Annotated in this window: 27 protein-coding genes; 14 read left to right on the forward strand and 13 right to left on the reverse strand. The window is 73.2% G+C overall.

The annotated features are described in order from the left end of the window. Positions 1-80: 80 nt before the first annotated feature. Positions 81-944, reverse strand: a complete 864-nt coding sequence (locus ABIH81_RS10735) for an aminotransferase class IV (RefSeq protein ID WP_349880144.1) — start codon at positions 942-944, stop codon at positions 81-83. Between the two features lie 91 nt (positions 945-1,035). On the opposite strand from ABIH81_RS10735, the gene ABIH81_RS10740 reads away from it, so the two are divergent. From ABIH81_RS10740 to ABIH81_RS10755, 4 genes are all read left to right on the forward strand, one after another. After that, on the forward strand, positions 1,036-1,443 hold the full coding sequence (locus tag ABIH81_RS10740; RefSeq protein ID WP_128137825.1) for a Fur family transcriptional regulator: 408 nt from the start codon (positions 1,036-1,038) through the stop codon (positions 1,441-1,443). Then, the gene (locus tag ABIH81_RS10745; protein ID WP_349880145.1) at positions 1,440-2,549 is read left to right on the forward strand and encodes a folate-binding protein; all 1,110 of its coding nucleotides are present in this window, start codon (positions 1,440-1,442) and stop codon (positions 2,547-2,549) included. Before ABIH81_RS10740 ends, ABIH81_RS10745 begins: the two co-directional genes overlap by 4 nt. 112 nt (positions 2,550-2,661) lie before the next feature. Continuing rightward, complete coding sequence (locus ABIH81_RS10750) at positions 2,662-3,504, forward strand: 3-keto-5-aminohexanoate cleavage protein (protein WP_349880146.1); 843 nt, start codon at positions 2,662-2,664, stop codon at positions 3,502-3,504. A gap of 94 nt (positions 3,505-3,598) precedes the next feature. Further along, entirely contained in the window at positions 3,599-4,558 is a 960-nt protein-coding gene (locus ABIH81_RS10755; RefSeq protein WP_349880147.1) for an asparaginase, read from the forward strand. 26 nt (positions 4,559-4,584) lie between these two features. On the opposite strand, the gene ABIH81_RS10760 is transcribed toward ABIH81_RS10755, so the two are convergent. Further along, complete coding sequence (locus tag ABIH81_RS10760; RefSeq protein WP_349880148.1) at positions 4,585-5,382, reverse strand: alpha/beta hydrolase; 798 nt, start codon at positions 5,380-5,382, stop codon at positions 4,585-4,587. A gap of 113 nt (positions 5,383-5,495) precedes the next feature. On the opposite strand from ABIH81_RS10760, the gene ABIH81_RS10765 reads away from it, so the two are divergent. The 5 genes from ABIH81_RS10765 to ABIH81_RS10785 all read left to right on the forward strand — a co-directional run bounded on the left by ABIH81_RS10765 (position 5,496) and on the right by ABIH81_RS10785 (position 8,840). Continuing rightward, entirely contained in the window at positions 5,496-6,113 is a 618-nt protein-coding gene (locus tag ABIH81_RS10765) for a helix-turn-helix transcriptional regulator (protein ID WP_349880149.1), read from the forward strand. Further along, positions 6,110-6,820: a hypothetical protein gene (locus ABIH81_RS10770; RefSeq protein ID WP_349880150.1), complete on the forward strand. Its 711-nt coding sequence runs from the start codon at positions 6,110-6,112 to the stop codon at positions 6,818-6,820. The genes ABIH81_RS10765 and ABIH81_RS10770 overlap by 4 nt, the downstream gene beginning before the upstream one ends. A 72-nt stretch (positions 6,821-6,892) precedes the next feature. Further along, positions 6,893-7,207: a DUF2516 family protein gene (locus ABIH81_RS10775; RefSeq protein WP_013288803.1), complete on the forward strand. Its 315-nt coding sequence runs from the start codon at positions 6,893-6,895 to the stop codon at positions 7,205-7,207. Further along, positions 7,204-8,091, forward strand: a complete 888-nt coding sequence (locus ABIH81_RS10780) for an alpha/beta hydrolase (RefSeq protein ID WP_349880151.1) — start codon at positions 7,204-7,206, stop codon at positions 8,089-8,091. The genes ABIH81_RS10775 and ABIH81_RS10780 overlap by 4 nt, the downstream gene beginning before the upstream one ends. A gap of 11 nt (positions 8,092-8,102) precedes the next feature. Then, positions 8,103-8,840, forward strand: a complete 738-nt coding sequence (locus ABIH81_RS10785; protein ID WP_349880152.1) for an alanyl-tRNA editing protein — start codon at positions 8,103-8,105, stop codon at positions 8,838-8,840. A 9-nt stretch (positions 8,841-8,849) separates the two neighbouring features. Here ABIH81_RS10785 and ABIH81_RS10790 read toward each other — a convergent pair whose 3' ends face one another. Next, positions 8,850-9,521, reverse strand: coding sequence for a nucleotidyltransferase domain-containing protein (locus ABIH81_RS10790; RefSeq protein WP_349880153.1), 672 nt, complete (start codon positions 9,519-9,521; stop codon positions 8,850-8,852). A gap of 76 nt (positions 9,522-9,597) precedes the next feature. Between ABIH81_RS10790 and ABIH81_RS10795 the strand changes: the two genes are divergently transcribed. Then, positions 9,598-10,512, forward strand: coding sequence for an SDR family oxidoreductase (locus ABIH81_RS10795; protein ID WP_349880154.1), 915 nt, complete (start codon positions 9,598-9,600; stop codon positions 10,510-10,512). Here the strand turns inward: ABIH81_RS10795 and ABIH81_RS10800 are convergent. Then, positions 10,503-11,492: a YafY family protein gene (locus ABIH81_RS10800; protein ID WP_349880155.1), complete on the reverse strand. Its 990-nt coding sequence runs from the start codon at positions 11,490-11,492 to the stop codon at positions 10,503-10,505. The genes ABIH81_RS10795 and ABIH81_RS10800 overlap by 10 nt on opposite strands. A 103-nt stretch (positions 11,493-11,595) precedes the next feature. Here ABIH81_RS10800 and ABIH81_RS10805 point away from each other — a divergent pair, with 103 nt between their 5' ends. Next, complete coding sequence (locus ABIH81_RS10805) at positions 11,596-12,387, forward strand: EI24 domain-containing protein (RefSeq protein WP_349880156.1); 792 nt, start codon at positions 11,596-11,598, stop codon at positions 12,385-12,387. Between the two features lies 1 nt (position 12,388). Next, on the forward strand, positions 12,389-12,907 hold the full coding sequence (locus ABIH81_RS10810) for an O-acetyl-ADP-ribose deacetylase (protein ID WP_252448369.1): 519 nt from the start codon (positions 12,389-12,391) through the stop codon (positions 12,905-12,907). Here the strand turns inward: ABIH81_RS10810 and ABIH81_RS10815 are convergent. The 7 genes from ABIH81_RS10815 to ABIH81_RS10845 form a co-directional block, all read right to left on the reverse strand. Then, entirely contained in the window at positions 12,900-13,805 is a 906-nt protein-coding gene (locus ABIH81_RS10815; RefSeq protein WP_349880157.1) for a GNAT family N-acetyltransferase, read from the reverse strand. The two genes, ABIH81_RS10810 and ABIH81_RS10815, sit on opposite strands and share 8 nt — an antisense overlap. A 124-nt stretch (positions 13,806-13,929) precedes the next feature. After that, positions 13,930-14,937 carry a LacI family DNA-binding transcriptional regulator gene (locus ABIH81_RS10820; protein ID WP_349880158.1) on the reverse strand — a complete coding sequence of 336 codons (1,008 nt, stop codon included), beginning with the start codon at positions 14,935-14,937 and terminating at the stop codon, positions 13,930-13,932. Between the two features lie 19 nt (positions 14,938-14,956). Then, positions 14,957-16,330: a GH1 family beta-glucosidase gene (locus ABIH81_RS10825; RefSeq protein WP_349880159.1), complete on the reverse strand. Its 1,374-nt coding sequence runs from the start codon at positions 16,328-16,330 to the stop codon at positions 14,957-14,959. Beyond that, positions 16,327-17,160: a carbohydrate ABC transporter permease gene (locus ABIH81_RS10830; protein ID WP_121683310.1), complete on the reverse strand. Its 834-nt coding sequence runs from the start codon at positions 17,158-17,160 to the stop codon at positions 16,327-16,329. Before ABIH81_RS10830 ends, ABIH81_RS10825 begins: the two co-directional genes overlap by 4 nt. Further along, positions 17,157-18,146: a sugar ABC transporter permease gene (locus ABIH81_RS10835; protein ID WP_349880160.1), complete on the reverse strand. Its 990-nt coding sequence runs from the start codon at positions 18,144-18,146 to the stop codon at positions 17,157-17,159. Before ABIH81_RS10835 ends, ABIH81_RS10830 begins: the two co-directional genes overlap by 4 nt. Positions 18,147-18,216: 70 nt before the next feature. Further along, positions 18,217-19,524, reverse strand: a complete 1,308-nt coding sequence (locus ABIH81_RS10840) for an extracellular solute-binding protein (protein ID WP_349880161.1) — start codon at positions 19,522-19,524, stop codon at positions 18,217-18,219. A gap of 178 nt (positions 19,525-19,702) precedes the next feature. Further along, positions 19,703-20,458 (reverse strand): maleylpyruvate isomerase family mycothiol-dependent enzyme, encoded by a 756-nt coding sequence (locus ABIH81_RS10845; protein WP_349880162.1) that lies wholly within the window; start codon positions 20,456-20,458, stop codon positions 19,703-19,705. 70 nt (positions 20,459-20,528) lie between these two features. Between ABIH81_RS10845 and ABIH81_RS10850 the strand changes: the two genes are divergently transcribed. Further along, positions 20,529-21,620: a UDP-N-acetylmuramate dehydrogenase gene (locus tag ABIH81_RS10850; RefSeq protein WP_349880163.1), complete on the forward strand. Its 1,092-nt coding sequence runs from the start codon at positions 20,529-20,531 to the stop codon at positions 21,618-21,620. Positions 21,621-22,109: 489 nt separating this feature from the next. Here ABIH81_RS10850 and ABIH81_RS10855 read toward each other — a convergent pair whose 3' ends face one another. Both ABIH81_RS10855 and ABIH81_RS10860 read right to left on the reverse strand, forming a co-directional pair. Continuing rightward, a complete protein-coding gene (locus tag ABIH81_RS10855) occupies positions 22,110-22,892 on the reverse strand; it encodes a class I SAM-dependent methyltransferase (RefSeq protein ID WP_349880164.1) in 783 nt (260 codons plus the stop codon). A gap of 56 nt (positions 22,893-22,948) precedes the next feature. Beyond that, the gene (locus ABIH81_RS10860) at positions 22,949-23,713 is read right to left on the reverse strand and encodes an SDR family oxidoreductase (protein ID WP_349880165.1); all 765 of its coding nucleotides are present in this window, start codon (positions 23,711-23,713) and stop codon (positions 22,949-22,951) included. Positions 23,714-23,884: 171 nt separating this feature from the next. Between ABIH81_RS10860 and mshA the strand changes: the two genes are divergently transcribed. After that, positions 23,885-25,246: a D-inositol-3-phosphate glycosyltransferase gene (gene mshA / locus ABIH81_RS10865; protein WP_349880166.1), complete on the forward strand. Its 1,362-nt coding sequence runs from the start codon at positions 23,885-23,887 to the stop codon at positions 25,244-25,246. The last annotated feature ends 15 nt before the right edge of the window (positions 25,247-25,261 follow it).

Below are 25,261 nucleotides of genomic sequence, written 5' to 3' on the forward strand. Positions count from 1 at the left end.
CCGCCCCGCGCCCGCCCCGCCGTTGTTCCCGGCGATCATGAAGTTGACGGCGACAAATCGGGCACCCGACGCCGCAAACTTCATGGTCGACGGGGTGGGGGTGGGGGGAAGTTCAGGAGGGCTTGCAGGCGCGGAGTGAGGGGGGAACTCGGACGTGGGGTTCCGTTCAGGGTGGTGACCTCTACCGGGCCGCGCAGGGAGCTGGTCAGCCAGATGGCCTCGGCCTCGTGCAGGTCGGGCACCGTGGGCAGGTGCTCGGCGGCGGTCAGGCCCAGCTCGGCGGCCCGTTCCAGCAGGTGACCGGCGGTCACGCCGGGCAGGATTCCGGTCTGTGCCGCCGGGACCGCGCAGAGCGTGCCGCCGCTGCGCCACACCACGTTCGCGGTGGGCCCCTCCAGCACGTAGCCGTCGGTCGAGACCCAGAGCACGTCGTCCACGCCGGTCCGCTGCGCCCACCGCCGGGCGGCGGTGCTCAGCGCGTACGAGGTGGACTTCACTCCGCTCGGCAGCCACCCCAGCTCCGGGCGGGACCGGGCGGCCACCCCGAGCGGCAGCGTGGCCACAGTCACCCCGTCCCGCCGGGCCAGGCGGGCGGACGCGGGCACCTCGCCGAGCGTGGCGTACACAGTGGGCGGCCCACCGCCCTCCGGTCCCCGGGTGCAGACCAGCCGCAGCGCGCCCTCGGTCCGGGCGGGCCAGCCGGCGCAGACCGCGTCCAGCAGCTCGACGAGCGCGGCGTCCGGGGGCAGCGGCAGATCGATCGCCGCCGCGCCGGCCCGCAGTCGGGCCAGGTGGGCCTCGCGCAGCCAGGGGCGGCCGTCGCGCAGGTGCAGCGTCTCGAACAGGCCGTCGCCGTGCAGGACGCCCCGGTCGTCGCCGCGCAACACCGGCTCACCCGCCGGTACGAGTCCCCGGCCGAGCACCGCCACCCGTGTCGTCCCCACTGGCGCAGCGTAGTGGCGTACCCCGGCGGCGGGCCGGCCGGCGCGGCGGCCGAACTATGATCGAAGGGTGTCCGAATCCTCCCTCGCGGAAATGCTCCGCTCGCGCGGGCTGCGGCTGACGGCGCAGCGGCAGCTGGTGCTCCAGGCTGTCCTGGATCTGGGGCACGCCACCCCGGAGCAGGTGCACACCGCGGTCCGCGAGGTGGCGGCCGGAGTCAACATCACCACCATCTACCGCACGCTGGAGCTGCTGGAACGGCTCGGCCTGGTGACGCACACGCACCTGTCGCACGGTTCGCCGACCTACCACGCGGCCGGTGAGCACCAGCACGTCCACCTGGTCTGCCGGGAGTGCGGGGCGATCGACGAGATCGCCCCGGAGATGCTCCGCCCGCTCGCCGACCAACTGGACGAGCAGCGCGGGTTCAAGGTCGACATCGGGCATGTCGCGCTCTTCGGGGTCTGCGGCCGCTGCGCACAGAACGGGGAACGCACATGATCGACATCGCGGGCGCGGTGACCACCGACGCCATCGACGACAAGACCCGGGACCAGCCGGAGCCGGCCCACCGGGCGGTGGGGGTCGGCCCGGTGGCCGCCCACTACGGCGACCCGATGCGCGAGCAGCGGCTCCTGGCCACCGGCGTGGGCCTGGTCGACCGCTCGCACCGGGGCGTGGTCGCGGTGCCCGGCGAGGAGCGGATCGGCTGGCTGCACACGCTCACCAGCCAGCACCTGGCCGCGCTGGCACCGTGGCAGGGCACCGAGCTGCTGGTGCTCTCCCCGCACGGGCACGTCGAGCAGCACGCGATGGTCGCCGACGACGGCCAGACCACCTGGCTGGACACCGAGCCGGGGATGACCGGGGGCCTCTTGTCATACCTGGAGAAGATGCGGTTCTTCAGCAAGGTCGACCCGCGCGACGCCACCGTCGACCACGCGCTGCTGTCGCTGGTCGGGCCGGAGGCGCCCGGCGCGCTGGACACGCTCGGCGTCACCGGGCTGGCCGCTCCCGACGTGGCCGCGGTGCCGGGTCCGAAGTTCCGTTCCGGCGAGCTGTCCGCACGGCCCTCAGTGGTGTACGACGTCAAGCCGCTGCCCGTCGGCGGCTGGGCCCGGCGGGTGGCGCTCGGCGTCGACCTGCTCGTGCCCCGTGCCGCCATGGACGAGGTGGTGGCGGAGCTGCGCGGCGCCGGGGTGCCGGTGGCCGGGCTGTGGGCGTACGAGGCGATCCGGGTGGCCGCCAAGCGGGCCCGGGCCGGCGTGGACACCGACCACCGGACGATCCCGGCCGAGGTGGACCTGATCGCACCGGCCGTGCACCTGGACAAGGGCTGCTACCGGGGGCAGGAGACGGTGGCCCGGGTGCACAACCTGGGCAAGCCGCCCCGCCGGCTCGTCCTGCTGCACCTCGACGGCGTGGCGAGCGACCAGCCGCCCGTCGCCGGTACGCCGGTGACGCTCGACGGCCGGACCGTCGGCTTCGTGGGCACCGCCGTGCAGCACTACGAGCTGGGCCAGGTGGCGCTCGCCGTCCTGAAGCGCAACACGCCCGACGACGCCCGCCTGCTGGTCGGTGACAGCGCCGCCGCGATCGACGTGTAAGGAAGGGCCCCTTATTAACGCCTCCGGTAGAGGAAGGGCCCCTTCTTAACGCCGCCCACACCGGAAATCCTCCGGTCGACCCGGCGCCGGGCACCGGTCTAGGATCCGGGGCATGACGACAGGGACGTTGATCACGGTTGCCCCCACCGGCGCGGAGTCGGCGAAGGCGGAGGTGCCGGCGCTGCCGGTGACGCTCGACGAGCTGCTGCTGACCGCCAAGGAGTGCGAGGCGCTCGGCGCCGCCGTGATCCACGTCCACATCCGCGACGACGACGCGCGCCCCACGCTCGACCAGGGGCGACTGCGTGACACCGTGGCCGCGCTGCGGGAGAACACCGACCTGATCGTGCAGCTCTCCTCCGGCGGCGCGGTGACCGACCCGGAGTCCGCCCGGCTGGCGGTCCTCGACGCCGGGCCGGACATGGCCTCCTGCACCATGGGCACCGTCAACTTCGGCGACGACGTGTTCCTCAACCGGTGGGAGTTCATCGTCGACCTGCACACCCGCATGCAGGAGCGCGGCGTCGTCCCCGAGTACGAGATCTTCGACCTGGGCCACCTCACCGCGTTGCAGCGGCTGCTCGGCAAGTACGGCCTGCCGCACGGCGGGCACGTGCACGTCGACTTCGTGATGGGGGTGCCGGGCGGCATGCCGGGCACCACCGCGACGCTGGTGGCGGCCCAGCAGATGCTGCGCGACCTGCCCGAGGGCACCACGTTCTCGGCCACCGGCATCGGGCGCAGCACCATCCCGGTGATGCTGGCCTCGCTGTCGGCCGGTGGTCACCTGCGCGTCGGCATGGAGGACACGGTCACGTACGCCAAGGGGCGCCCGGTGGAGTCCAACATGCAGCTCGTCGCGCGGGCGGTCGGCTTCGCCCAGCTCGCCCAGCGTCCTCCGCTGACCACTGCCGAGGCCCGTACGCTGCTCGGCGTCCCGGCCGCCGCCCGGTAAGCGGCGCAACCGGCGACGGCCCCGTACCGCCCCGGCCGACGTCGCAGGTCACCCCGCCGCCAACCGGGTCCGTCCCCTCGGTACGGTCCATACCGTGGGAAAAACGTACGAGGGCGGCGTGCCGCTCGCCGAGGTGGTCCGGTCCGGTTTCGTGGAGGGCGTCCACCGCGGTTCCGTGGTGGTGCTCGACGCCGCCGGTGAGCCGGTCGCCGGAGCCGGTGACGTCACCTCGCCGATCTTCCCGCGCTCGTCGAACAAGCCGATGCAGGCGATCGGGATGCTCCGGGCCGGGCTGCCGCTCACCGCTCCGGCCGACGTGGCGCTGGTCGCGGCGAGCCACGCGGGCGAGGAGTTCCACGTCGAGCGGGTCACCGCGCTGCTGCGCGACGCCGGCCTGACCGAGGAGGCGTTGCACTGCCCGCCGGACCTGCCGTTCGGCGAGGCCGCCCGGGAGGCGGTGCTGCGGGCCGGCGGCGGCCCGGCCCGGGTGCTGATGAACTGCTCCGGCAAGCACGCCGGCATGCTGCGTACCTGCCTGGCCGCCGGCTGGCCGCTCGACGGCTACTGGCGCCCCGAGCACCCGCTCCAGCAGCGCCTGGCCGCCACGATCGAGGAGTTCACCGGCGAGCGGGCGGCGGCGGTCGGGGTGGACGGCTGCGGCGCGCCCGTGCTCGCCGTCTCGCTGACCGGGCTGGCCCGGGCGTTCCTGCGGCTGGTCAGTGCCGAACCGGGCACCGTCGAGCGGGCGGTGGCGGACGCGATGCGGGCGTACCCGGAACTGGTCGGCGGCACCCAGGCGGAGGACACGCGGCTGATGCGCGGCGTACCCGGCCTGCTCGCCAAGATCGGCGCGGAGGGCGTGATCGCGGCGGCGATCCCGGAGGTCGGCGCCGTGGCCCTGAAGATCGACGACGGCGCCGCGAGAGCCCGCATGCCCGTCCTGGCGTCCGCCCTGGCCCGCCTGAACGTGCGCGCCCCCATCCTCACCGAGTACGCCGAGCCACCCCTGCTCGGCGGCGGCCTCCCCGTAGGCGCCATCCGCCCCACCTGGTAACTCCCCCGCCGAGCGGAGAGGGAGGGTCAGGGGAGGAAGGACAGGAGGGCGGTGTTGACCTCGGCGGGGCGCTCCAGGGGGAGCAGGTGGGCGGCGTTCGCCACGTCGGGGAGGCGTACGCCGTTCGGGGCCTCGTCGGCGATGCGGTCGGCCAGGCGGCGGATGTCGGGCAGGTCGTCGGCGCCGGTGCCGACGAGCACCGGTACGCGCAGCTCGCCCAGCCGGTCGATGGCCGGCGGGTCCAGCTCGCCCACCTCGATCGCGCTCAGCGCCTGCTCGGCGGCGAGCGCCCGGCGGTCCATCTCCTCGGCGAACCGGATCAGCTCCGGGTCGACGTCCTCCGGGCGGCGGGTCGGGCCGACCACCCAGAACCGCACCTCACCGGCGGCGGTGGCGGCGAAGTCCTCCGGGTCCACGTCACCGACCAGCTCCTCCCAGAGCTGCTCGGTCTCCTCGGACCACTCGTTGCCGGAGACCGGCGCGCCGAACAGCGCCAGCGCCGAGACCCGCTCCGGGCAGGCGAGCGCGGTGTCCACCGCGACCCGGCCGCCGAACGAGCAGCCGACGAGCGCGGCGCGTTCGATGCCCAGCGCGTCGAGAAGCCCGATCACGTCGTCGTGGTGGGCGAACGGCGCGGGCGGCAGCTCCGACTCGCCGTAGCCGCGCAGATCCAGCGAGATCACCCGGTGTCGCTGCGCGAGCGCCGGGATCTGCCCGCGCCACATCCGCCGGTCGGCGATGCCGGCGTGCAGCAGCACCACGGCGGTTCCGGTCCCACTCTCGTCGTACGCGAGCTGGGCGCCGTTGATATCGATCTTGGTCACGTGGGAGGACGGTACGGACCGGACATGGGCTCCGCAACCCACCTTCAGTGACCCTGCTAACTCTGGCTAGCGTTTTGCTTGCAGCAGTTAGCGGCCCGGGTTAGCGTTGAGTCATGGCCACCAGCAAGGACCTTCCCGATGTCGGCGGGTTCATTCGCGACCTGCGGCGCAACGCGAAGATCTCACTGCGCCAGCTCGCCGAGCAGGCGGGCGTCAGCAATCCCTACCTGAGCCAGATCGAGCGCGGGCTGCGCAAGCCGAGCGCCGAGGTGCTCCAGCAGCTCGCCAGCGCCCTACGCGTCTCCACCCCGGCGATGTACCTGCGTGCCGGGCTGCTAGACGACAAGGAGGGCCAGGGCGTGCTCGCGGCGATCGCCGTCGACCCCGAGCTGACCATGGCCCAGAAGCAGTCGCTCACCCAGATCTACGAGACGTTCCGGCGCGAGAACGCCCGCCTGGCCGAGGCGACCGAGGCAGCCACCACGACGGAAGCGGCCGCCACGGCCGAGACCACCGAGACGGCCGCCGCGACTGAGGCCCCGGCCACCGTCGCGCCGGCCGCGACCGGTCCGGTCACGCCGGAGGGCACCCCGACCGAGGCGGTCCTCGAATCGGTAGCCGTCACCGAAGCGGGCGGCGCGCCCGCCCCGACCACCGCCGCCCCTGAGCAGACGGCCGCCCGCCGGGCGGCCCGGAAGGCCGCCGGTGCGGCCGAGGAGGAGCAGTCATGACCACCCAGCCGAAGACCAACCGCATCCCCGCACCCCTCTACGCCGCCGCCGGCGCCGGTGAGCTGGCCCTGGAGCAGCTGCGCAAGCTGCCCACAGTGGTCAGCGGCCTCGGTACCCGGGTCGTGACCGACCTCGGCGGCAAGGCCGTCGTCACCGGCTTCGAGCTGCGCCAGAAGGCCACCGAGACGCTGAAGACCGCCAACCAGACCGCCACCGGGCTGCGCGAGCGGGCCGTCGCCACCGACCTCGACCAGCTCCGCGAGGCCGCCAACCTGGACAAGCTGCGCGAGGCCGCGAACCTGGACAAGCTCCGCGAGGCCGCCACCCGCAACGCCGCCGTCGTGGTGGCCGGCGCGCACGCCGCGCAGGAGCGCGCGCTGGCCGCGTACGCCGAGCTGGTCGCCCGTGGTGAGCGCGTCGTCGGCGCCGGGGTGCTGGAGGCCGCCGACACGGTGAACGCCGACATCGAGGCCACCGAGGCCACCGGCACCGACGTGGCCCCGAAGGCCGACACCGCCCCGAAGGCCGCCGCGACGGCCGAGGTGCCCACCCCGGCCGAGGTGGCCGAGGCGGTGGCCGCCAAGCCGGCCGCGGTGAAGCGGACCCGCGCCACCAAGGCGACCGCGACGAAGGCCGCCGCCAAGCCGGCCACCCCGTCGGCGAAGCTGCCCAAGACCACGAAGCGGACCCGCCCGGCCGCCGAGTGACCCGAAGTTCCACCGAGACCCCGGACAACGTCTTGTCGGACGTTTCCGGGGTCTCGGCATAAGCTTGCCCCCATGGCCATCGCCGCGCCGATCTTCGCGTTCGCAGTCCAAGACGTGATCCAGCTGATCCTGCTCGTCTTCGCCCTGGTCGTACAGGGAGTGGCGCTGGTGCACGCGGTCACCCAGCGCGGCGACGGGTTCGCCGCGCTCGGCACGCTGCCCAAGGGCGGCTGGGTCGCCATCCTGGCGGTCTGCCTGCTGCTGACCCTGCTCGGCTTCGGGCCGATCAGCCTGTTCGGACTGATCGGCATCGCGGCCGGTCTCATCTACCTGCTCGACGTGCGGCCCGGCCTGCGAGATCTGCACGACGGCCGAGGGTCCTGGTGAGAGGTTTCCGCTGGCCTCCGCCGCCGGACGGCGGTCCCCGCACCTGGGGGCCCGGCCCCGGCGCGCCCCGGACCGGGCGCCCCGCGCTGCCCGAGCCGGAGACGGAGCTGGTCGCCACCCCGCACGGGGTGAGCCTGGAACGGCTGGTCACCGGCACCGGTGACCCGGTCACCGTGTTCGCGCACGGGCTGGGCAGCGGCATCGCGACCACCCGCCCGTTCGGCAGCGGGGTGGCCGGGCGGCGCATCTTCTTCCAGTTCCGCGGGCACGGCCGCTCCGACTCCCCGCCCGGGCCGTGGAGCTACCTGGACCTCGCCCGTGACCTGCGAGCCGTCGCCGACCTGGGTGGCGCGACCCGGGCGTTCGGTGCCAGCCTCGGCGCGGGCGCGCTCTGCCGGCTGCTCGCGGAGAGCCCGGAACGCTTCGAGAAGCTCGTCTTCTTCCTGCCCGCCGTGCTGGACGCGCCGCGCGGCGAGGTGGCGCGCGCCCGGCTCACCGGTTTGCTCGACGCGGTGGCCGAGGGTGACGCCTCGGCGCTGGCCGACGTGGTGTCGCTGGAACTGCCGCCGTCGGTGCGCAACACCCCGGCCGGGTGGGCGTACCTGCGGCAGCGGCTCGACCAGCTGCTGCGCGACGGGCTCGCGCCGGGACTGGCCGACCTGCCCGCCCAGGCCCCGCTCGACGACGCCGGGTCGCTCGCCGCGGTCACCGCGCCGGCCCTGGTCATCGCCGCCGCCGAGGACGACCTGCACCCGGTCGCCGTCGCGGAACGGCTCGCCGCCGCGCTCCCGAACGCCACACTGCACGTGTACGACCGGCCCGGCGTGCTCTGGACCGAGCGCGCCGACCTGCGGGAGCGCGTCTCGGAGTTCCTGAACGGGTAACGTCGCCGTCCATGGGCGTCACACACCACGGCCGTACGCACCGGCTCGACCTCGCCGACCCGACCCTGCGCGAGTGGACCTGCCGGGTGCTGGCGGCCGATCCCGAGCAGGGCGTCGTGCTGGACCGGTCCGCGTTCTACCCCGGTGGCGGCGGGCAGCCGCCGGATCACGGGGTGCTGCTCTGGCAGGGCGTACAGACCCGGATCGTCGGCACCCGCAAGGGCGACGACCTCTGGCTGATCCCGGCCGAGGGTGACCCGGTGCCGCCGGTCGGCACCGAGGTGGCCGGCGCGGTGGAGGACGCCCGCCGGACCATGCTGATGCGCACCCACTCCGGACTGCACGTGCTGTGCGGGGTGGTGTTCCGCGACTTCGGCGCGCTCGTCACCGGCGGCAACATGGAGCCGGGCGAGGCGCGGATGGACTTCAACCTCCCCGAGGTGCCGCCGGACTTCAAGGCCCGTATCGAGGAACTGGTGAACGCCGAGGTGGCCGCCGATCGCTCGGTGGCCGTACGGGTGCTGCCGCGCGCCGAGGCGCTCGCCCTGCCGGACATCATCCGTACCCAGTCGAACCTGATCCCGCCGGAGGAGCAGGAGGTGCGGATCGTCGACATCGTCGGGCTGGACGTGCAGGCCGACGGCGGTACGCACGTCGCCTCCACCGCCCAGATCGGCAAGGTCCAGGTGGTCAAGGTGGAGAGCAAGGGACGGGCCAACCGCCGGGTACGCGTGCGCCTGGCGGACTGAGCCACCCGGTCAGCGCGGCAGGTGGGCCGCCCGGACGGCGAGCAGCCAGCGTTCCACTGTCTCCTCGTCCGGGCGCTCCGGCAGCGACGATCGGGTCCGGCCGAACTCCGCCTCGGCGGCCGCCACCAGGGCCTGCGCCTCGTCCAGCGCGCCACCTGCGACCCGCTCGCCGAACGCGTGGAACCAGTCCGGGTCGGCGAGGCGGATCTCCAGCACGCCTGTCGCGTACAGCACCCGGCCCTGGTGCAGCAGCCGGGCCAGGTGCCGGGCGTGCTTCGCCGAGCGCCGCCGGCCGCCGCTGTCCGCGGGTGCGGCGGCGAGTTTGCGGAACTGCTGCGAGGCGTACCCGAGGTAGGCGTCGCGGACCCGGGGCGCGCTCAGGAACGCCGACCGGATCGCGATCAGCTCCTCGCCGAACCCGGTACGGGTCTCGTAGCAGTCGCCGGGCAGCCACATCAGCTCGGTGGCGGTCGGGTTGCCGCTCAGCGCCAGCAGCGCGTACTTGCGCGCCTCGTGCAACGTGACGTCCGGCTCGGTGGTCACCACCGACTCGCGCGGCGGGCGCAGGCCGTGGAAGGCGACCGTGGGCACGGCGAACACGCCGATCCGGTCGGTGTCCGAGCCGGGACCGGCCAGCCCGTACGCGACCGAGCCGACGATCCCGGACAGCAGCAGGTGCATGCCGGTGATGATCGCCCATCCGGGTCTGGAGGGAAACCGGACTTCCGCTGTCAGGTATCGGTGACACGGTGATCCCATGAACTCACCACTGACCGGAAAGGTCGCGCTCGTCGCGGGCGCGACCCGGGGCGCCGGCCGGCAGATCGCCGTGCAGCTCGGCGCCGCCGGGGCCACCGTCTACGCCACCGGCCGCACCACCCGCGACCGCCGCTCCGAGATGGACCGGCCGGAGACCATCGAGGAGACCGCCGAACTGGTCACCGCCGCCGGCGGCGCCGGGATCGCCCTGGCTGTCGACCACCTCGACCCCGACCAGGTACGCGCCCTGGTCGAGCGGATCGACGCCGAACAGGGCCGCCTCGACGTGCTGGTGAACGACGTCTGGGGCGCCGACCCGCTGATCACCTGGGAGAAGCCGGTCTGGGAGCAGCCGCTCGACGCCGGTTTCCGCACGCTGCGGCTGGCGGTCGACACGCACATCATCACCAGCCACTTCGCGTTGCCGCTGCTGATCCGCAACCCGGGCGGCCTGGTGGTCGAGATCGGCGACGGCACCAAGGAGCACAACGACCGGGAGTACCGCCTGTCGGTCTTCTACGACCTGGCGAAGGTGTCGGTGAACCGGCTCGGCTTCTGCCAGGCGCACGAGCTGGCCCCGCACGGCTGCACCGCTGTCGCGCTCACGCCTGGCTGGCTGCGCTCGGAGGCGATGCTCGAACACTACGGCGTCACCGAGGCCACCTGGCGCGACGCCGCGAAGACCGAGCCGCACTTCGTCATGTCGGAGACGCCGGCGTTCGTCGGGCGCGCGGTCGCCGCCCTGGCCGCCGACCCGGACCGGGCCCGCTGGAACGGGCAGTCGCTGGACAGCGGCGGCCTGGCCCAGGTGTACGGCTTCACCGACGTCGACGGCAGCCGCCCGCACTGGGCCCGCTACTACGAGGAGGTGGTCAAGCCGGGCAAGCCGGCCGACCCGGACGGCTACCGCTGACCCGGCGGCGGATCGGTGTAGAGCGCCGCCGCGCGGCGGGCCGCCTCGGCGAAGCGTGCCCGCAACCGCGGCGGCGCCAGCACCTCCACCTCCGGGCCGAGCGCCAGCAACTGGCTGTACGCCACGTCCACCGACTCGACCGGCAGCCGCAGCACCAGCCGGCCCTGCTCGTCCGGCGGCCCGGCCGCGTCCACCGCCTCGGTGTAGACGAACGGCGCGTCCACCAGGTGCCGCAGCATCCGCAGCCCGCCCGGGCCGAGGCGCACGGTGACCCGCTCCCGCAGCAGCTCGCGCAGGAACGCGCCCGCCTGCTCCCGCCAGTACGCCCCGAGGTCGAAGTCCTCGTCCCGGTCGAAGCCGTCGGCGTCCACCTCGACCGCGACCACCCGGTCCACCCGGTACGTCCGCCAGGCGTCGTCGACCCGGCCGACCAGGTACCAGATCCCGTTCTTCAGCACCAGCCCGTACGGTGCCAGCGTGCGGGTCACCTCCCGGTCCCCGCGCCGGTAGCGCAGCTCCACCATCCGGTCCCGCCAGACCGCCCGGGCCAGCTCGGCGAGTGCCGGCGGCGGCGTGGTCTCCCGGAACCAGCCGGGCACGTCCAGGTGGAACCGCTGCCCGGTGCGGGCGGGCGCGTCCCGCAGGCTCGGCGGCAGCGCGGCGAGCACCTTCAGTTCGGCGGCGGCCACCGAGTCGGCCAGTCCCATGTCCCCGGCCGGTCCGGGCAGCCCGGCCAGGAACAGCGCCTCGGCCTCGTCCCGGCTCAGCCCGGTCAGCCGGGTCCGGTAGCCGCCGAGCAGCCGGTAGCCGCCGGCCCGGCCCCGGTCCGCGTACACGGGCACACCGGCGGCGGAGAGCGCCAGCACGTCCCGGTAGACGGTGCGCTCGGACACCTCCAGCTCGCGGGCCAGCTCGGCGGCGGTCATCGTCTCCCGGGACTGGAGCAGCAGCACAAGCGAGATCAGCCGGGACGCACGCACACACCCATTGTGTAAGGAAGGGCCCCTTGTTAACGCATACGGATTGGAGGGGGCCCCTCCTAACAAGCCGGGTTCGTGCGCGAGCCCACTAGGCTGTGCCGTCGTGAACGCCTCCCGTACCGTCGCGCCGGTCACCGGCGCGGCCACCCGCTTCCTCGGCGGCGCCGGGCTGCTGCTGCGCGGCTTCGGCATGTACGTCCGCAGCCCGAAACTGATGCTGCTCGGCGTGATCCCGGCGCTGATCACCGGCGCGCTCTACGTGGCCCTGTTCGCCACGCTGCTCTACTTCGTGGACGACCTGGCCGCCTGGTTCACCCCGTTCGCCGACGACTGGTCGTCGCCCTGGCGCGGGCTGCTGCGGGTCGCCGCCGGGCTGGCGGTGGTCGGGGTCGCCGGGCTGGTCGGGGTGCTCACGTTCACCGCCGTCACGCTGGTCATCGGTGACCCGTTCTACGAGGCGATCTCCGAGCGGGTCGAGAACCGGCTCGGCGGCACCCCCGGCGCGGTGGACGTGCCGTTCTGGTCCTCGCTGCGGCGCAGCCTCGCCGACTCGCTGCGCCTGGTGGCGCTGTCCGCGCTGATCGGCGTACCCCTGTTCGCGGCCGGTTTCATCCCGGTGGTGGGGCAGACGGTGGTCCCGGTGGTCGGTGCCCTGGTGGGTGGCTGGTTCCTGGCGCTGGAGCTGGTCGGCGCGCCGTTCTACCGGCGGGGGATGCGGCTGCCGGACCGGCGGGCCCGGCTGCGGACCGACCGCCCGACGGCGCTCGGTTTCGGCGTGGCGGTCTTCCTGTGCTTCCTGATCCCGCTCGGCGCGGTGCTGGTCATGCCGGCCGCCGTCGCCGGGGCCGCGCTGCTGGCCCGCCGGTCGCTGGGCCAGCCGATCGAGGAGAGCTGAGATGGACACCGTCCTGATCGAGGGGGACATCACCGCGCAGCAGGTCGACGCCATCGTCAACGCCGCCAACTCGTCGCTGCTCGGCGGTGGGGGAGTGGACGGCGCGATCCACCGGCGTGGCGGACCGGCGATCCTGGAGGAGTGCCGGGCGTTGCGCGCCTCCCGCTACGGGCGCGGGCTGCCCACCGGCCAGGCCGTCGCCACCACCGCCGGCAACCTGCCCGCGCGCTGGGTGGTGCACACGGTCGGGCCGGTCTTCTCACCGCGCGAGGACCGCTCGGCGCTGCTGCGCGACTGCTACGCCAACAGCCTGCGCGTCGCCGACGGGCTGGGCGCGACCCGGATCGCGTTCCCGCTGATCTCCGCCGGGATCTACGGCTGGCCGGTCGAGGACGCGGTGGCGCAGGCGCTCACCGTGCTGCACGCGGCCACCCCGGCGCACGTCACCGAGGCCCGGCTGGTGCTGTTCGGCGCGGACACGTACGCCACCGCGGTGCGGGTGGCAGCCGGGCTCACGTGAGTTTGCGCCGGCACGACCACTGGCTGTCCACCGGCCGGTAGCCGAGCCGCTCGTTCACCGCCAGCATCGGCGCGTTCGCCTCGTCGTTCGAGGTGTACGCGGTGCGTACCCCGCGCGCGGCGGCGGTGTGCAGGGCGGCCTGCTTGGCCAGCCGGGCCAGCCCTCGCCCCCGGTACGCGGGCAGCGTGCCGGTGAAGTCCGACCACATCCGGTCGCCGTCCCGCTTGACCAGGCTCAGCGCGACCAGTTCGCCGTCCACCTCGGCGAGCGTGCTCGCCTCCCGGTCCAGTCCCGGGTTGTCCCAGCACTCGTGCAGCCACAGGTCGAAGCCGAGCGAGTCCGTCGGCACGTCGCCCGGCTCGTCCCGGGACGCCTCGGCGTCGACCCGGTGCACCTGGCGCGGGTCGAGCCCGGCGGCGGACACCAGCCGTACGCCCGGAGGCGGCTGCGGCATCGGCGGGGCGGTGCTCAGGTCCAGCGCCGAGTAGCGCAGCTCCCGGCTGGGCGTGAAGCCGTGCCGCTGCGCGAACGGCAGTGACTCAGTACGCGCATGGGTCAGCACCCGGGTGGTCCCGAGCGTCCGCAGGTGGTCGAGCGCGGTCTCGAACAGCGCGGTGCCGGTGCCCCGGCGGCGGTGCTCCGGATGGACGTGCAGCAGGGCCATCTCGCCCACGCCGGGTGTCGAGGTCTGCGTGTTGCGGTACGCGGACACCCAGCCGATCACCTGCCCGTCCGCCTCGGCGACCCAGGCCGCCCAGTCCTCGCCGGCCGGTGGTTCGGCGATCATCCGGCGGGTCGACTCGACGCCGCGAACCAGGTACGGGTAGACGATCGCGCGCAACGCCACCACGGCGGGCGCGTCGTCGGGGCGGGCGGGACGGATCACGGCTCCACTCATTCGGCGGACCCTAGACCCGTCGCCGCCCGCGCCGCGACCGGTTAACGCGCGCGGCGGGCTGTATCGGGCGGGCTGTTAAGAAGGGCCCCCTCCTCTACCTGAGGCGTTAAGAGGGGGCCCTTCCTTACGCGGACTCGCGCAGCACCAGCTCGGTCGGCAGCACCAGCGCCTGCTCGATCTCCTCGCCCGCGGCGATCCGCAGCAGTTGCCGGGTCATCGACCGGCCCAGCTCCACTATCGGCTGCCGCACCGTGGTCAGCGGCGGTTCGGTGTAGGCAGCCGTCTCGATGTCGTCGAACCCGATCACCGCCACGTCCTCGGGCACCCGCCGCCCGGCCTCCCGCAGCGTACGCAGGGCAGCGTGCGCCATCAGGTCGGAGGCGGCGAACACGGCGTCCAGTTCCGGGTCGGCGGCGAGCAGCTCGCGCATCGCGGCGATGCCGGACTCCCGGGTGAAGTCGCCGTACGCGACCAGCTCCGGCAGCCCGGCGCCGGTGATCGCGCTGCGGTAGCCGATCAGCCGCTCGATTCCGGCGACCATGTCCTGCGGGCCGGCGATGGTGGCGATCCGCCGCCGTCCGCTCGCGATCAGGTGCTGGACCGCGGTGCTCACGCCGCCGGTGTGGTCGACGTCGACGTACGGCACGTCGGCGCCGTCGAGCGGCCGTCCGCTGCACACGACCGGGATGCCGAGGCGGGCCAGCCGGCCGGGCAGCGGGTCCTCGCCGTGCAGCGAGGCGAACAGCACCCCGTCGACGTGCCGGCCGGTGGTGTACCGCTCGACCCGTTCGTGCCCGGCCGGCGAACCGGCGAGCATCAGCACGAGCTGCTTGTCCGCCGCCTCCAGCTCCTGCGCCGCGCCCCGGATGATGCCCGGGAACACCTGGTCGTCGGAGAAGACCCGGGTGGCCGCCTCGGGCAGCACCAGCGCGACCGAGTCGGTCCGCTGGGTGACCAGGCTGCGGGCGGCGAGGTTCGGGACGTACCCGAGTTCCTCGACCGCCCGGCGTACCGCCTGCCGGATCGGCTCGGCGACTGTGGTCGAGCCGTTCACCACCCGGGAGACGGTGGCCCGGGACACGCCGGCCAGCCGGGCCACCGCCTCCAGGGTCGGTCGCTGTGCCGTCGTCATCCCCGTAACCACCACCTCGTCACAGCCCGTTCCGGGCGATCACCTCCTGGTACCAGCGGGCACTGCGCTTGGGTGTGCGCCGCTGGGTCAGGTAGTCGACGTGGACGATCCCGAACCGCTTCCGGTAACCCTCGGCCCATTCGAAGTTGTCCAGCACCGACCATACGAGATAACCGCGCAGGTCGACGCCGCGGGCGATGGCTTCGTGCGCGGCGCGCAGGTGTCCGTCGAGGTAGGCGACCCGGTCGGCGTCGGCCACCCCGCCCCGCTCGTCGAGGTCGGTGTCGGGGAACGCCCCGCCGTTCTCGGTGATCATCAGCGGCAGCCCGGGATGGTCGGCCGCCACGCGTTCCAGCAGCCGGGTCAGCCCGGCCGGCTCGATCGACCAGCCCATCTCGGTCAGCGGTCCGGCCGGCGGCAGGAACTCGACCGCTCCGGCGGTGCCCGGGTACGCGTCGCCTCCCGCGCCGCCCGGCCGCCCGGCCACGTAGGTGGGCGCGTAGTAGTTCAGGCCGAGCAGGTCCAGCGGCGCGGCGATCAGCTTCTCGTCCCCGTCCCTGATGAAGTCCGGCGCGACGATCCGGCTGACGTGGGCCAGCACGTCCGCCGGGTAGCCGCCACCGGTGAGCGGGTCCAGGAAGATCCGGTTGTGCAGGCCGTCGACGAGCCGGACCGCCTCGGCGTCCGCGGCGCTGCCCGCGTCCGCCGACTGCACGTCGGCCAGGTTGAGCGTGATCCCGAGCGTCTCCACACCGGCCGCGCGCAACGCCCGCGCCGCCAAGCCGTGGCCGAGCAGCAGATGGTGTACGGCCCGGAACGCGTCACCGGCGTCGCGGCGCCCCGGCGCGTGCACGCCGGAGCCGTACCCGAGGTAGGCCGAGCACCACGGCTCGTTGAGCGTGGTCCAGGTGCGGACCCGGTCGCCGAGGCGGCCGTGCACGGCGAGCGCGTACTCGGCGAAGTGCTCGGCGGTCTCCCGGACCGTCCAGCCGCCCCGGTCCTCCAGCGCCTGCGGCAGATCCCAGTGGTAGAGCGTGACGATCGGGTCGAGGCCGGCGTCGAGCAGCGCGTCGGTCAGCCGGTCGTAGAAGTCGAGCCCGCGCGGCTCGACCGGGCCGGTGCCGTCCGGCCGCACCCGGGGCCAGGACACCGAGAACCGGTACGCCCGCAGTCCCAGCTCGGCCATCAGCGCGACGTCCCCGGCGTACCGGTGGTAGTGGTCGCAGGCCACGTCGCCGGTGTGTCCCTGGAACACCGCGCCCGGCGTACGGCTGAAGGTGTCCCAGATCGACGGGCCGCGACCGTCCTCGCGGGCGGCGCCCTCGATCTGGTACGCGGCGGTGGCCCCGCCCCAGACGAACCCGTCCGGGAATCGCAGCGTCGGTTCGCTCATGCCTTGACCGCACCTTCCATGATGCCGCCGATGATCTGGCGGCCGAAGACGACGAAGACCAGCAACAGCGGCAGCGTGGCGATGGCCGTGCCGGTGAACACCTGCGACATGTCCTGGTAGTACCCGTCGGAGAGGGCCCGCAGCGACAGCTGCACCGTGGGGTTCTCCGGGTCGTTCAGCACCGCGTACGGCCACAGGAAGTCGTTCCAGGTGGTCATGAACGTGAGCAGGCCGAGGACGGCGGCGGCCGGGCGCAGCGCCGGCAGCACCACGTTCCAGTAGATCCGCGCGGTGTTGCAGCCGTCCATCCGGGCCGCCTCGATCAGTTCGGTGCTGACCGCCTGGCCGGCGTACTGGCGCATCATGAACACGCCGAAGCCGGTGACCAGCGCCGGCACGATCACGGCGGGCAGCCGGTCGTTCCAGTTCAGTTTCGTCATCAGCAGGTAGAGCGGGATCACGCCGAGCTGGGTGGGGACCATCATGGTGGCGACGATGACCAGCAGCAGCGCGTTGCGCCCGCGGAAGCGCAGCTTGGCGAAGGCGAACCCGGCCAGCGTGGAGAAGAACACCACCGAGATCGTGACGGTGGTGGCCACGATCGCCGAGTTGATCAGGCCGGTCAGGAAGTACGCGTCGGTGTTGTCGAACAGCCGGGCGATGTTGGCGCCGAGGTTGCCGCCGGGGGTGAGCGGCGGCGGCACCTGGCCCATCGTGTCGCTGGTCCGGCTGGCCACCACGAACATCCAGTAGATCGGGAAGATCGACAGGACGGCCGAGAGCGTCAGCGCCAGGTAGGTGAGCCGGCTGGCCGACCAGAGGCGGGTCATCGGGAGACCTCCTTGCGGGAGCCGCCGCCGAGCCGGCGCAGGAGCAGGACGTTTATCGCCGCGACCACCGCGATCAACGCGAACAGCAGCCAGGCGACTGCGGAGCCGTAGCCGAAGTTGTAGTGCGGCGCGAAGGCGTTCTCGAACATGTACATGGTCACGGTCTGTGACTCCCGCAGCGGGCCGCCGCGGATCGCGTTGGTGCCCGAGTTGAACATCCGGGGCTCGGTGAAGAGCTGGAGGCCGCCGATGGTGGAGATGATGACCGCGAAGATGATCGTCGGCTTGAGCAGCGGCACCGTGATCGACCAGAACTGCCGGGCCCGGCCGGCGCCGTCGATCGACGCCGACTCGTACAGGTCGCGGGGGATGGCCTGCATGGCGGCCAGGAAGATCAGCGCGTTGTAGCCGGTCCAGCGCCAGTCGACCATCGTGGAGATGGCGACCCAGGCGGCGAACCGGTTCGCCTTCCAGTCGATCGCGCTGATCCCGACGTGGTCGAGCAGCCAGTTGATCATGCCGAACTCGCGGCCGAACAGGACCGCGAACACGATCGCCACGGCGGCGGTCGAGGTGACGTTCGGGATCAGTACCGCCATCCGCCAGGTCGTACGGGCGCGCAGCTGCCGGTTGAGCAGGTTGGCCAGCCAGAGCGCGGCGAGCAGCTGGGGGACCGTGGAGATCACGAAGATGCCCAGCGTGTTGACCACGGAGTGCCAGAAGTCCGGGTCGGCGAGCAACTGGGTGTAGTTGTCGAAGCCGATGAACGGATGCTCGGCGCCGAGCAGGTCCCAGTCGTGCAGCGAGACCCAGAACGTGTACGCCAGCGGGTACGCCCCGAAGACGCCGAACAGCAGGAAGAACGGGGCGACGAAGAGGTACGGCGAGTACTTGGTGTCGAGCCGGCTGAGCCGGTTACCCAGGCCGGGACGGGTGGGGCGGGGTGCCGGTGCGACCGGCGGGCGGGCGTCGAGCTGGACGGCCATGACCCGGGACTCCTTTCCGCCGTGCGGGCGGCCCCCGTGGCCGGGTGGCCGCCCGCACGCGCTGCTCGGGTTACTTGGCGGCGGCCTTCTCGGCGTTGGCGACCGCGTCGGTCCAGCCCTGCTCCGGTGAGCGCTTGCCCAGCTCCACCGAGCGGACCGCGTTCTCGACCTCGGTGCGTACGGCCTGGTTCTTCGGCCCCATGTAGACCGGCTTCAGGCTCTTGGCGCCCTCGGCGAAGATCTTGCCGACCGGGGCCTCGGAGAAGTAGGCGTTCTTCGAGTCGATGATCGCCGGATCCTCCAGCGCCTGCGGGGACGAGGGCAGCGGGCCCTTCGCCTTGAACGCGCCGATCTGGCCCTTGGCGCTGGTCAGGAACTTGGCCAGCTCGATCGCCTCGGCCTGGTGCTTGCTCTGCTTCGGCACGGCGAGGAACGAGCCGCCCCAGTTGCCGCCGTTGCCGGGAACCTGGGCGATGTCCCACTTGCCCTTGGCGCCCGCGCCGGCGTTGCCCTCGATCACGCCGGTCATCCAGGCCGGGCAGGCGATAGTGGCGAACTTCGACTGCTTGAACGCCGACACCCACTCCTCGGACCAGGAGCCGTACTTGCCGGACAGCCCCGAGTCGATGATGTCCATCGTGGTGTCGTACGCCTGCTTCACCGCCGGGTTGCTGCCCACGACCAGGTTGTTACTGGTGTCGTAGTAGCTGTAGCCGCTGGTGTTGCCGGCGGTCTGGAGCAGGATCGTGTTGAAGGTGTTCGTCGCGGCGTCCAGGAACGAGGCGCCGGTCTTCTTCGCGGTGAACTGCTCGCCGACCTTGATGTAGTCCTGCCAGGTGGGCCAGAGCTTGGACACGGCCTCCCGGTCGGTGGGCAGACCGGCCTTGGCGAACAGGTCCTTGCGGTAGCACATCGCCATGCCGCCCACGTCGGTGCCGAGGCCGATGAGCTGCTTGCCGTCGGCGGTGAGCCCCTGGTTCCACTTCCAGTCGAGGAAGTTGCCCTTCAGGTCGGCCGCGCCGTGGTCGAGCAGGTTGACGAAGTTCTGCGGGTTGGCCTTGTACTCGACGAGCAGGCCCTCCTCGATGGCGACCACGTCACCGGCGCCCTTGCCCGCGGCGAGCCACTGGGTGAGCTTCGGGGAGTACTCGTCGAGGTTGCCGCCGGTGCCGCGCTCGACGATCTTCACGCCGGGGTGGCTGGCCATGTACTCCTGGTAGAGATCGGCGTAACCGAACTGGCCGAAGACGTCGACGGTGAGCGTTATCGGCCCGTCGGCGGCGGCATCGTCGCCGCCGCCGCAGGCGGTGGTGCCGAGCAACGCGGTGGCGGCGACCACTGCAACCGCCGCCAGGCGGCGGCGCGTGAAGGTGAGCATGCTGTCCTGACCTCTCGGGTCGTCGTAACGGGTGGTGGAGGACGGTTCCGGAACTAAGAGAGCGCTCTCACGACAGCGTGGTGGAGGGTCGTGGACCTTGTCAAGAGAGCGCTCTCAGAGCTGTCCGAAAAGAAAGGAGAGGGGCGAAGGCCGCCCCTCTCCGCGCGGTGCCGTCCGGTCAGCCGACCCGCAGGCCGCCCAGCAGCGTACGGTCGCCCGCCACGTCCAGCGCGTCGAAGCTGATCCGGCCCATCAGCGCCAGCAGTAGATCACTCGCCGTGCCGGCCACCTGCGCCCGCGCGTGGTGGTCGTCGTGGTCGAGGATCGTCGCGGTGTCCAGCAGCGCGACCCCCTCACCCCGCAAGCGCAGGTACCACTCCTGCGCGGCATCGGTCGCGTTCAGCTGCACCACGCCGCGCCACTGCCCGGGATGCACCCGTCGTCCCGCCGGCAGCCAGGTGTCCAGCACCTCGCTCACCCCGTCGGCCGCGAGCTTCGCCTCGATCGGATCACCCGCACCGATCGCGAGCTGGGCGTCCCAGCGGTGCACGGCGGTCTCGTGCGCGAGCCGGCGCGGCCAGAAGGCGGCCTTCTTCGGCTGGGGCGCGAAGTTCCAGGCCGGCGCCTCCGGATCCGTCGCCTCCAGCAGCGCGCTGATCCGCTCGTACTCCTGCGTATACCACTGCGCCGCGGTCAGCCCCGCGGGCGGCTCCGGGTCGTGCCGCTCCGGACGGGTCGCGATGCCCGCGGTCAGCACGGTGCCCGCCCAGGCGTACGTGCGGGTCAGGTGATGAGCGAGATCGGTCACCGTCCAGCCGGGACAGGACAGCACGGGTGTCTCGGGCGGCGCCTCCGCCACCGCCGCGGCGAAGGCGGGGCCCTCCGTGCGCAGCGCGCCGATCCAGAAGTCCTTCGTGTGGTGCAGTCTGCTCATCGCCATCCTCCCGGGGGTGACCGGGCCACCAGTGGGTGCTCCGGCTACCCCTCAGCCTAGGGTGAAAGGCGTGTCAGACGTCTACGCCGAACCGGCGACTGCCGGTGACCCGACCGATCCGGCCACCCTGGCGCGCTACACCACGCTCCGGCTCGGCGGCCCCGCCGGGCGGCTGGAGATCGCCGGGGACGCCGCCCAGATCGTACTGAAAGTGCAGGAAGCGGAAGCCCGGGAGCAGGCCGTGCTGGTGCTGGCGGGCGGCAGCAACGTCGTGATCGGCGATCAGGGCTTCCCGGGGACCGTCGTGCTCGTCCGCTCCCGGGGGTTCCGGGTCGTCGCCGAGGACGGCGACACCGTCACGGTACGTGTCGAAGCCGGCGAGCCGTGGGACGACCTCGTCGCCGCCACCGTCGAGCGGGGCTGGTCCGGGCTGGAGTGCCTCTCCGGCATCCCCGGGTCGGCCGGCGCGACCCCGATCCAGAACGTCGGCGCGTACGGCCAGGAGGTGGCCGAGACGATCGTCGCCGTCGAGGCGTACGACCGGACTCGCCGCGAGGTGGTGCGGATCGCCGCGGCGGACTGCGGGTTCGTCTACCGGGGCAGCATCTTCAAGTACAGCGACCGCTGGGTGGTGCTCACCGTCGACTTCCGGCTCACCCGGTCCCCGCTGTCCGGCCCGGTCCGCTACGCCGAACTGGCCCGGGCGCTCGGCGTCGAGGTCGGTGACCGGGTGCCGCTCGCCGACGCCCGCGCCACAGTGCGCAAGCTGCGCGCCGGCAAGGGCATGGTGCTGGACCCGGCCGACCCGGACACCTGGTCGGTGGGCTCGTTCTTCACCAACCCGGTGCTGCCGGGCGAGGTGTTCGAGCAGGTGCGGGAACGCGCCGCCGACGTGGGACAGCCGCCGCACTGGCCGGGCGCCGACGGCACGGTGAAGGTCAGCGCGGCCTGGCTGATCGACAAGGCCGGGTTCGGCAAGGGGTACGCGGGCCCGGAGGGCGTCGCCATCTCCAGCAAGCACACGCTGGCGTTGACGAACCGTTCCGGCACCGCCAGTACGGCCGCGCTGGTGGCGCTGGCCCGCGAGATCCGCGACGGAGTGCAGTCCCGCTTCGGCGTAACCCTGCACCCCGAGCCAGTCCTCATCAACTGCACCATCTGACCCCGCCCTCGTCCCCGCCCCCGCCCCGCCCCCGGACCCCCTCGCCCCGCCGATCTTGCACTTACGGCCCCGGGAATGTCCGACTCACGCGCTTTGCCGGGGCAGCAACTGCAAGACCAACGAAGTGCTCGTCGAGATCCCCGGGGACGTCCGGTTTTCGTCGATCTTGGAGTGGGGTTGCCCGGCTCCCGGCTCCGAGAGATCTTGGTACCAAACGGCCCCCATAGGGGCCCTTTCCTACCAAGATCTCCACCGATCCCACCTCGCGGAACGCCAGTCTCGCCCGATGGGCGGCGCTCGACGCAGCAACAAGCCGAACGAGGAACTCCCGCCCGCGTCGCCCTGAAACCTCTGCCGAACTTGGAGTTGTGGCGCCTGATAAGTCGGGCTAACCGGGCATCCGAGGCGCCATAACTCCAAGATCGGCGGGTGAGGCGGCGGGGGCGGCGCGGGGGGCGGGGGCGGCGCGGGGGGCGGGCGGGGCGGGGGTCAGCGCGGAGCTACGGCGGGCCAGGGGAGCGTGAGGTAGCCGTGGCGCCACGCGCGCGGGGTGTCCTGGATCGGCCAGCCTGCCTCCTTCACCGCCTCGACCGTCCGCAGCCAGCGCTGCCGGGGCCCGAACGGGGCGTAGCCGGCGGCCGAGCGCCAGCCGTGCTCCAGCGCGTCGATCAGGTCGTGGACGCGTTCGCCCGGCACGTTGCGGTGGATCAGCGCCTTCGGCAGCCGCTCGGCGAGCGTCGCCGGGGTCTCCAGCGTGATCAGCTTCGCCGACAGGGTGAGCGTGCGCGGGCCGGTGGCGTCCAGCAGCACCCACGAGCCGAGCCGGCCCACTTCGTCGCAGGTGCCCTCGACCAGCAGCCCGCCCGGCGCGAGCCGCCCGGTGACCGTACGCCAGGCGTCGGCCACCTCGCTCTCGTCGTACTGGCGGAGGACGTTGAACGCCCGCACCAGCGCGGGACGCAGTCCGGCCAGCTCGAAGCCGCCCCGGGCGAACGTCAGCCCGGGTGGGTCGGCGGCGTGGCGGGCGGCGGCGACGCGTACCGGATCGATCTCCAGGCCGACCACCCGCACGTCGGCGCGGACCCCGGACGCCAGCCGGGCACGCAGCTCGACCGGGGTGACCGGGGTGGCGCCGTAGCCCAGGTCCACCACGAGCGGGTCGGCGGCGGCGCGCAGTGTGTCGCCGCAGGTCTCGACGATCCAGTTGTCCACCCGCCGGAGCCGGTTGGGGTTCGTGGTGCCCCGGGTGGCCACGCCGAGCGGACGTTCCATCAGCGCCTCCGGGTCAGCGACTGCGGGGCTCGCAAGACCGGCTCACTCCTCGCGCTTCACGACGTCCGGTGCACCTTGTGCTGCGCGGCCTGGGCCAGCGGGCGGACCACGAGCTGATCGATGTTGACGTGGTGCGGGCGGGTGGCGCACCAGGCGACGCAGTCGGCCACGTCGTCGGCCACGAGCGGTTCGGCGACTCCGGCGTAGACCGCCTCGGCCCGGTCGGTGTCACCGCCGAAGCGGACGAGGCCGAACTCCTCGGTCTTCACCATGCCGGGGTCGATCTCGATCACCCGGACCGGGCGCCCGCACAGTTCGAGCCGGAGCGTGCCGGCGATCGCGGTCTGCGCGTGCTTGGCGGCCGTGTAGCCGCCGCCGCCCTCGTAGACCACGTGCCCGGCGGTGGAGCTGACGATCACGATCGTGCCGGCGCCGGAGCGCTCCAGCGCCGGGAGCAGCGCCTTGGTGACGCGCAGCGTGCCGAGCACGTTGACGTCGTACATCCATTGCCAGTCGCCCACGTCGGCGGTCTCGACCGGGTCCAGGCCGCGGGCGCCGCCGGCGTTGTTCACCAGCAGCGTGACCGGCCCGGGGGCGGCCTCGGCGGCGGCGGCCAGGCCGGCCACCGACTCGTCCGAGGTCACGTTGCAGGCCACCGCTGTCGCCGCGCCGCCGGCCGCCTCGATCTCCGTGACCAGCGCGGCCAGCCGGTCGGTACGCCGGGCCGCGGCCAGCACGTGGAACCCCTCGGCGGCGAGCCGGCGGGCGGTGGCCGCGCCGATCCCGCTGGACGCCCCGGTGACGATGGCGACTGAAGTCATCCGGTCATTGTCTCCCGTCGCCGGGCCGGGTGGCGGGATGAGGTCCGTCACGCCCGGGACCCGGCGGAAAGCATTTCCGTAACCCGATGGGGAAGATGACATCCGGCACACGGGTTGACCGAGAAGCGCCGGTCGTGCGGGACGGCATCAACCGTGACAGAGGGAGCGGACGTGGCGGATTTGCACACCGGTGTCGGTCGTCAGCGAGGTGCCCTTCCGTGGCCGCGTCCCCGCCGTATCGCCACCCTGTCGGTGCACACGTCGCCGCTGCACCAGCCCGGCACGGGCGACGCCGGCGGTATGAACGTCTACATCCTCGAGGTGGCCCGGCGGCTGGCCGAGGCCGACGTCGAGGTGGAGATCTTCACCCGGGCCACCGCCGGTGACCTGCCCCCGGTGGTCGAGGTGGCGCCCGGTGTGTCAGTCCGGCACGTCACCGCCGGGCCGCTGGAGGGGCTGACCAAGGAGGAACTGCCGGGTCAGCTCTGCGCCTTCACCGCCGGGGTGCTGCGGGCCGAGGCGGCCCGCCCGCCGGGCCACTACGACCTGATCCACTCGCACTACTGGCTCTCCGGCCAGGTCGGCTGGCTGGCCAAGGAGCGCTGGGGCGTACCGCTGGTGCACACCGCGCACACGCTCGCCAAGGTCAAGAACGCGCGCCTCGCCGCCGGGGACCGTCCCGAGCCGAAGGCCCGGGTGATCGGCGAGGAGCAGGTGGTCACCGAGGCGGACCGGCTGGTCGCCAACACCCGGGTCGAGGCCCGCGACCTGCTCGACCGGTACGCGGCCGCCCCTGATCGGGTTGCGGTCGTGGAACCCGGCGTCGACCTGGACCGGTTCCGGCCCGCCGCCGGCGACCGGGAGGCCGCGACCCGGGCCGCGCGCCGCCGGCTCGGCCTGCCGACCGACGGGTACGTGGTCGCGTTCGTCGGCCGGATCCAGCCGCTCAAGGCGCCGGACGTGCTGGTCCGCGCCGCCGCCGCGCTGCGCGAGCGGGATCCGGCGCTGGCCGGCGAGCTGACCGTGGTGATCTGCGGCGGGCCGAGCGGCACCGGCCTGGACCGGCCCACCGCGCTGATCGAACTCGCGCACGCGCTCGGCGTGGCCGACCGGGTCCGTTTCCTCCCGCCGCAGACCGGCGCGGACCTGCCCGCTCTCTACCGCGCCGCCGACCTGGTCGCGGTGCCGTCGCACAACGAGTCGTTCGGGCTGGTCGCGCTGGAGGCCCAGGCGTGCGGCACGCCGGTGCTGGCCGCCGCCGTGGGCGGTCTGGTCACCGCGGTACGCGACGGCGTCAGCGGCATGCTCATCGACGGGCACGACCCGGCCGACTGGGCCCGGGCGATGGCCCGGCTGCTGCCCGACCGGGTACGCCGTGCCGCGCTGGGCCGGGGGGCCGAGCGGCACGCCCGGGACTTCTCCTGGCACCGCACCGCCTCCGGCCTGCTCGCGGTCTACGGGGAGGCGATCACCGAGCACCGGGCCCGGCTGGCGCGGCGGCTCGGCGACCCGGCCCTGCTGTGCTCCTGGTGATCCGCCACCGGGCGG

Source organism: Micromonospora sp. HUAS YX12, from assembly GCF_040215685.1.
In the GTDB taxonomy this organism is placed as follows: domain Bacteria; phylum Actinomycetota; class Actinomycetes; order Mycobacteriales; family Micromonosporaceae; genus Micromonospora; species Micromonospora tulbaghiae.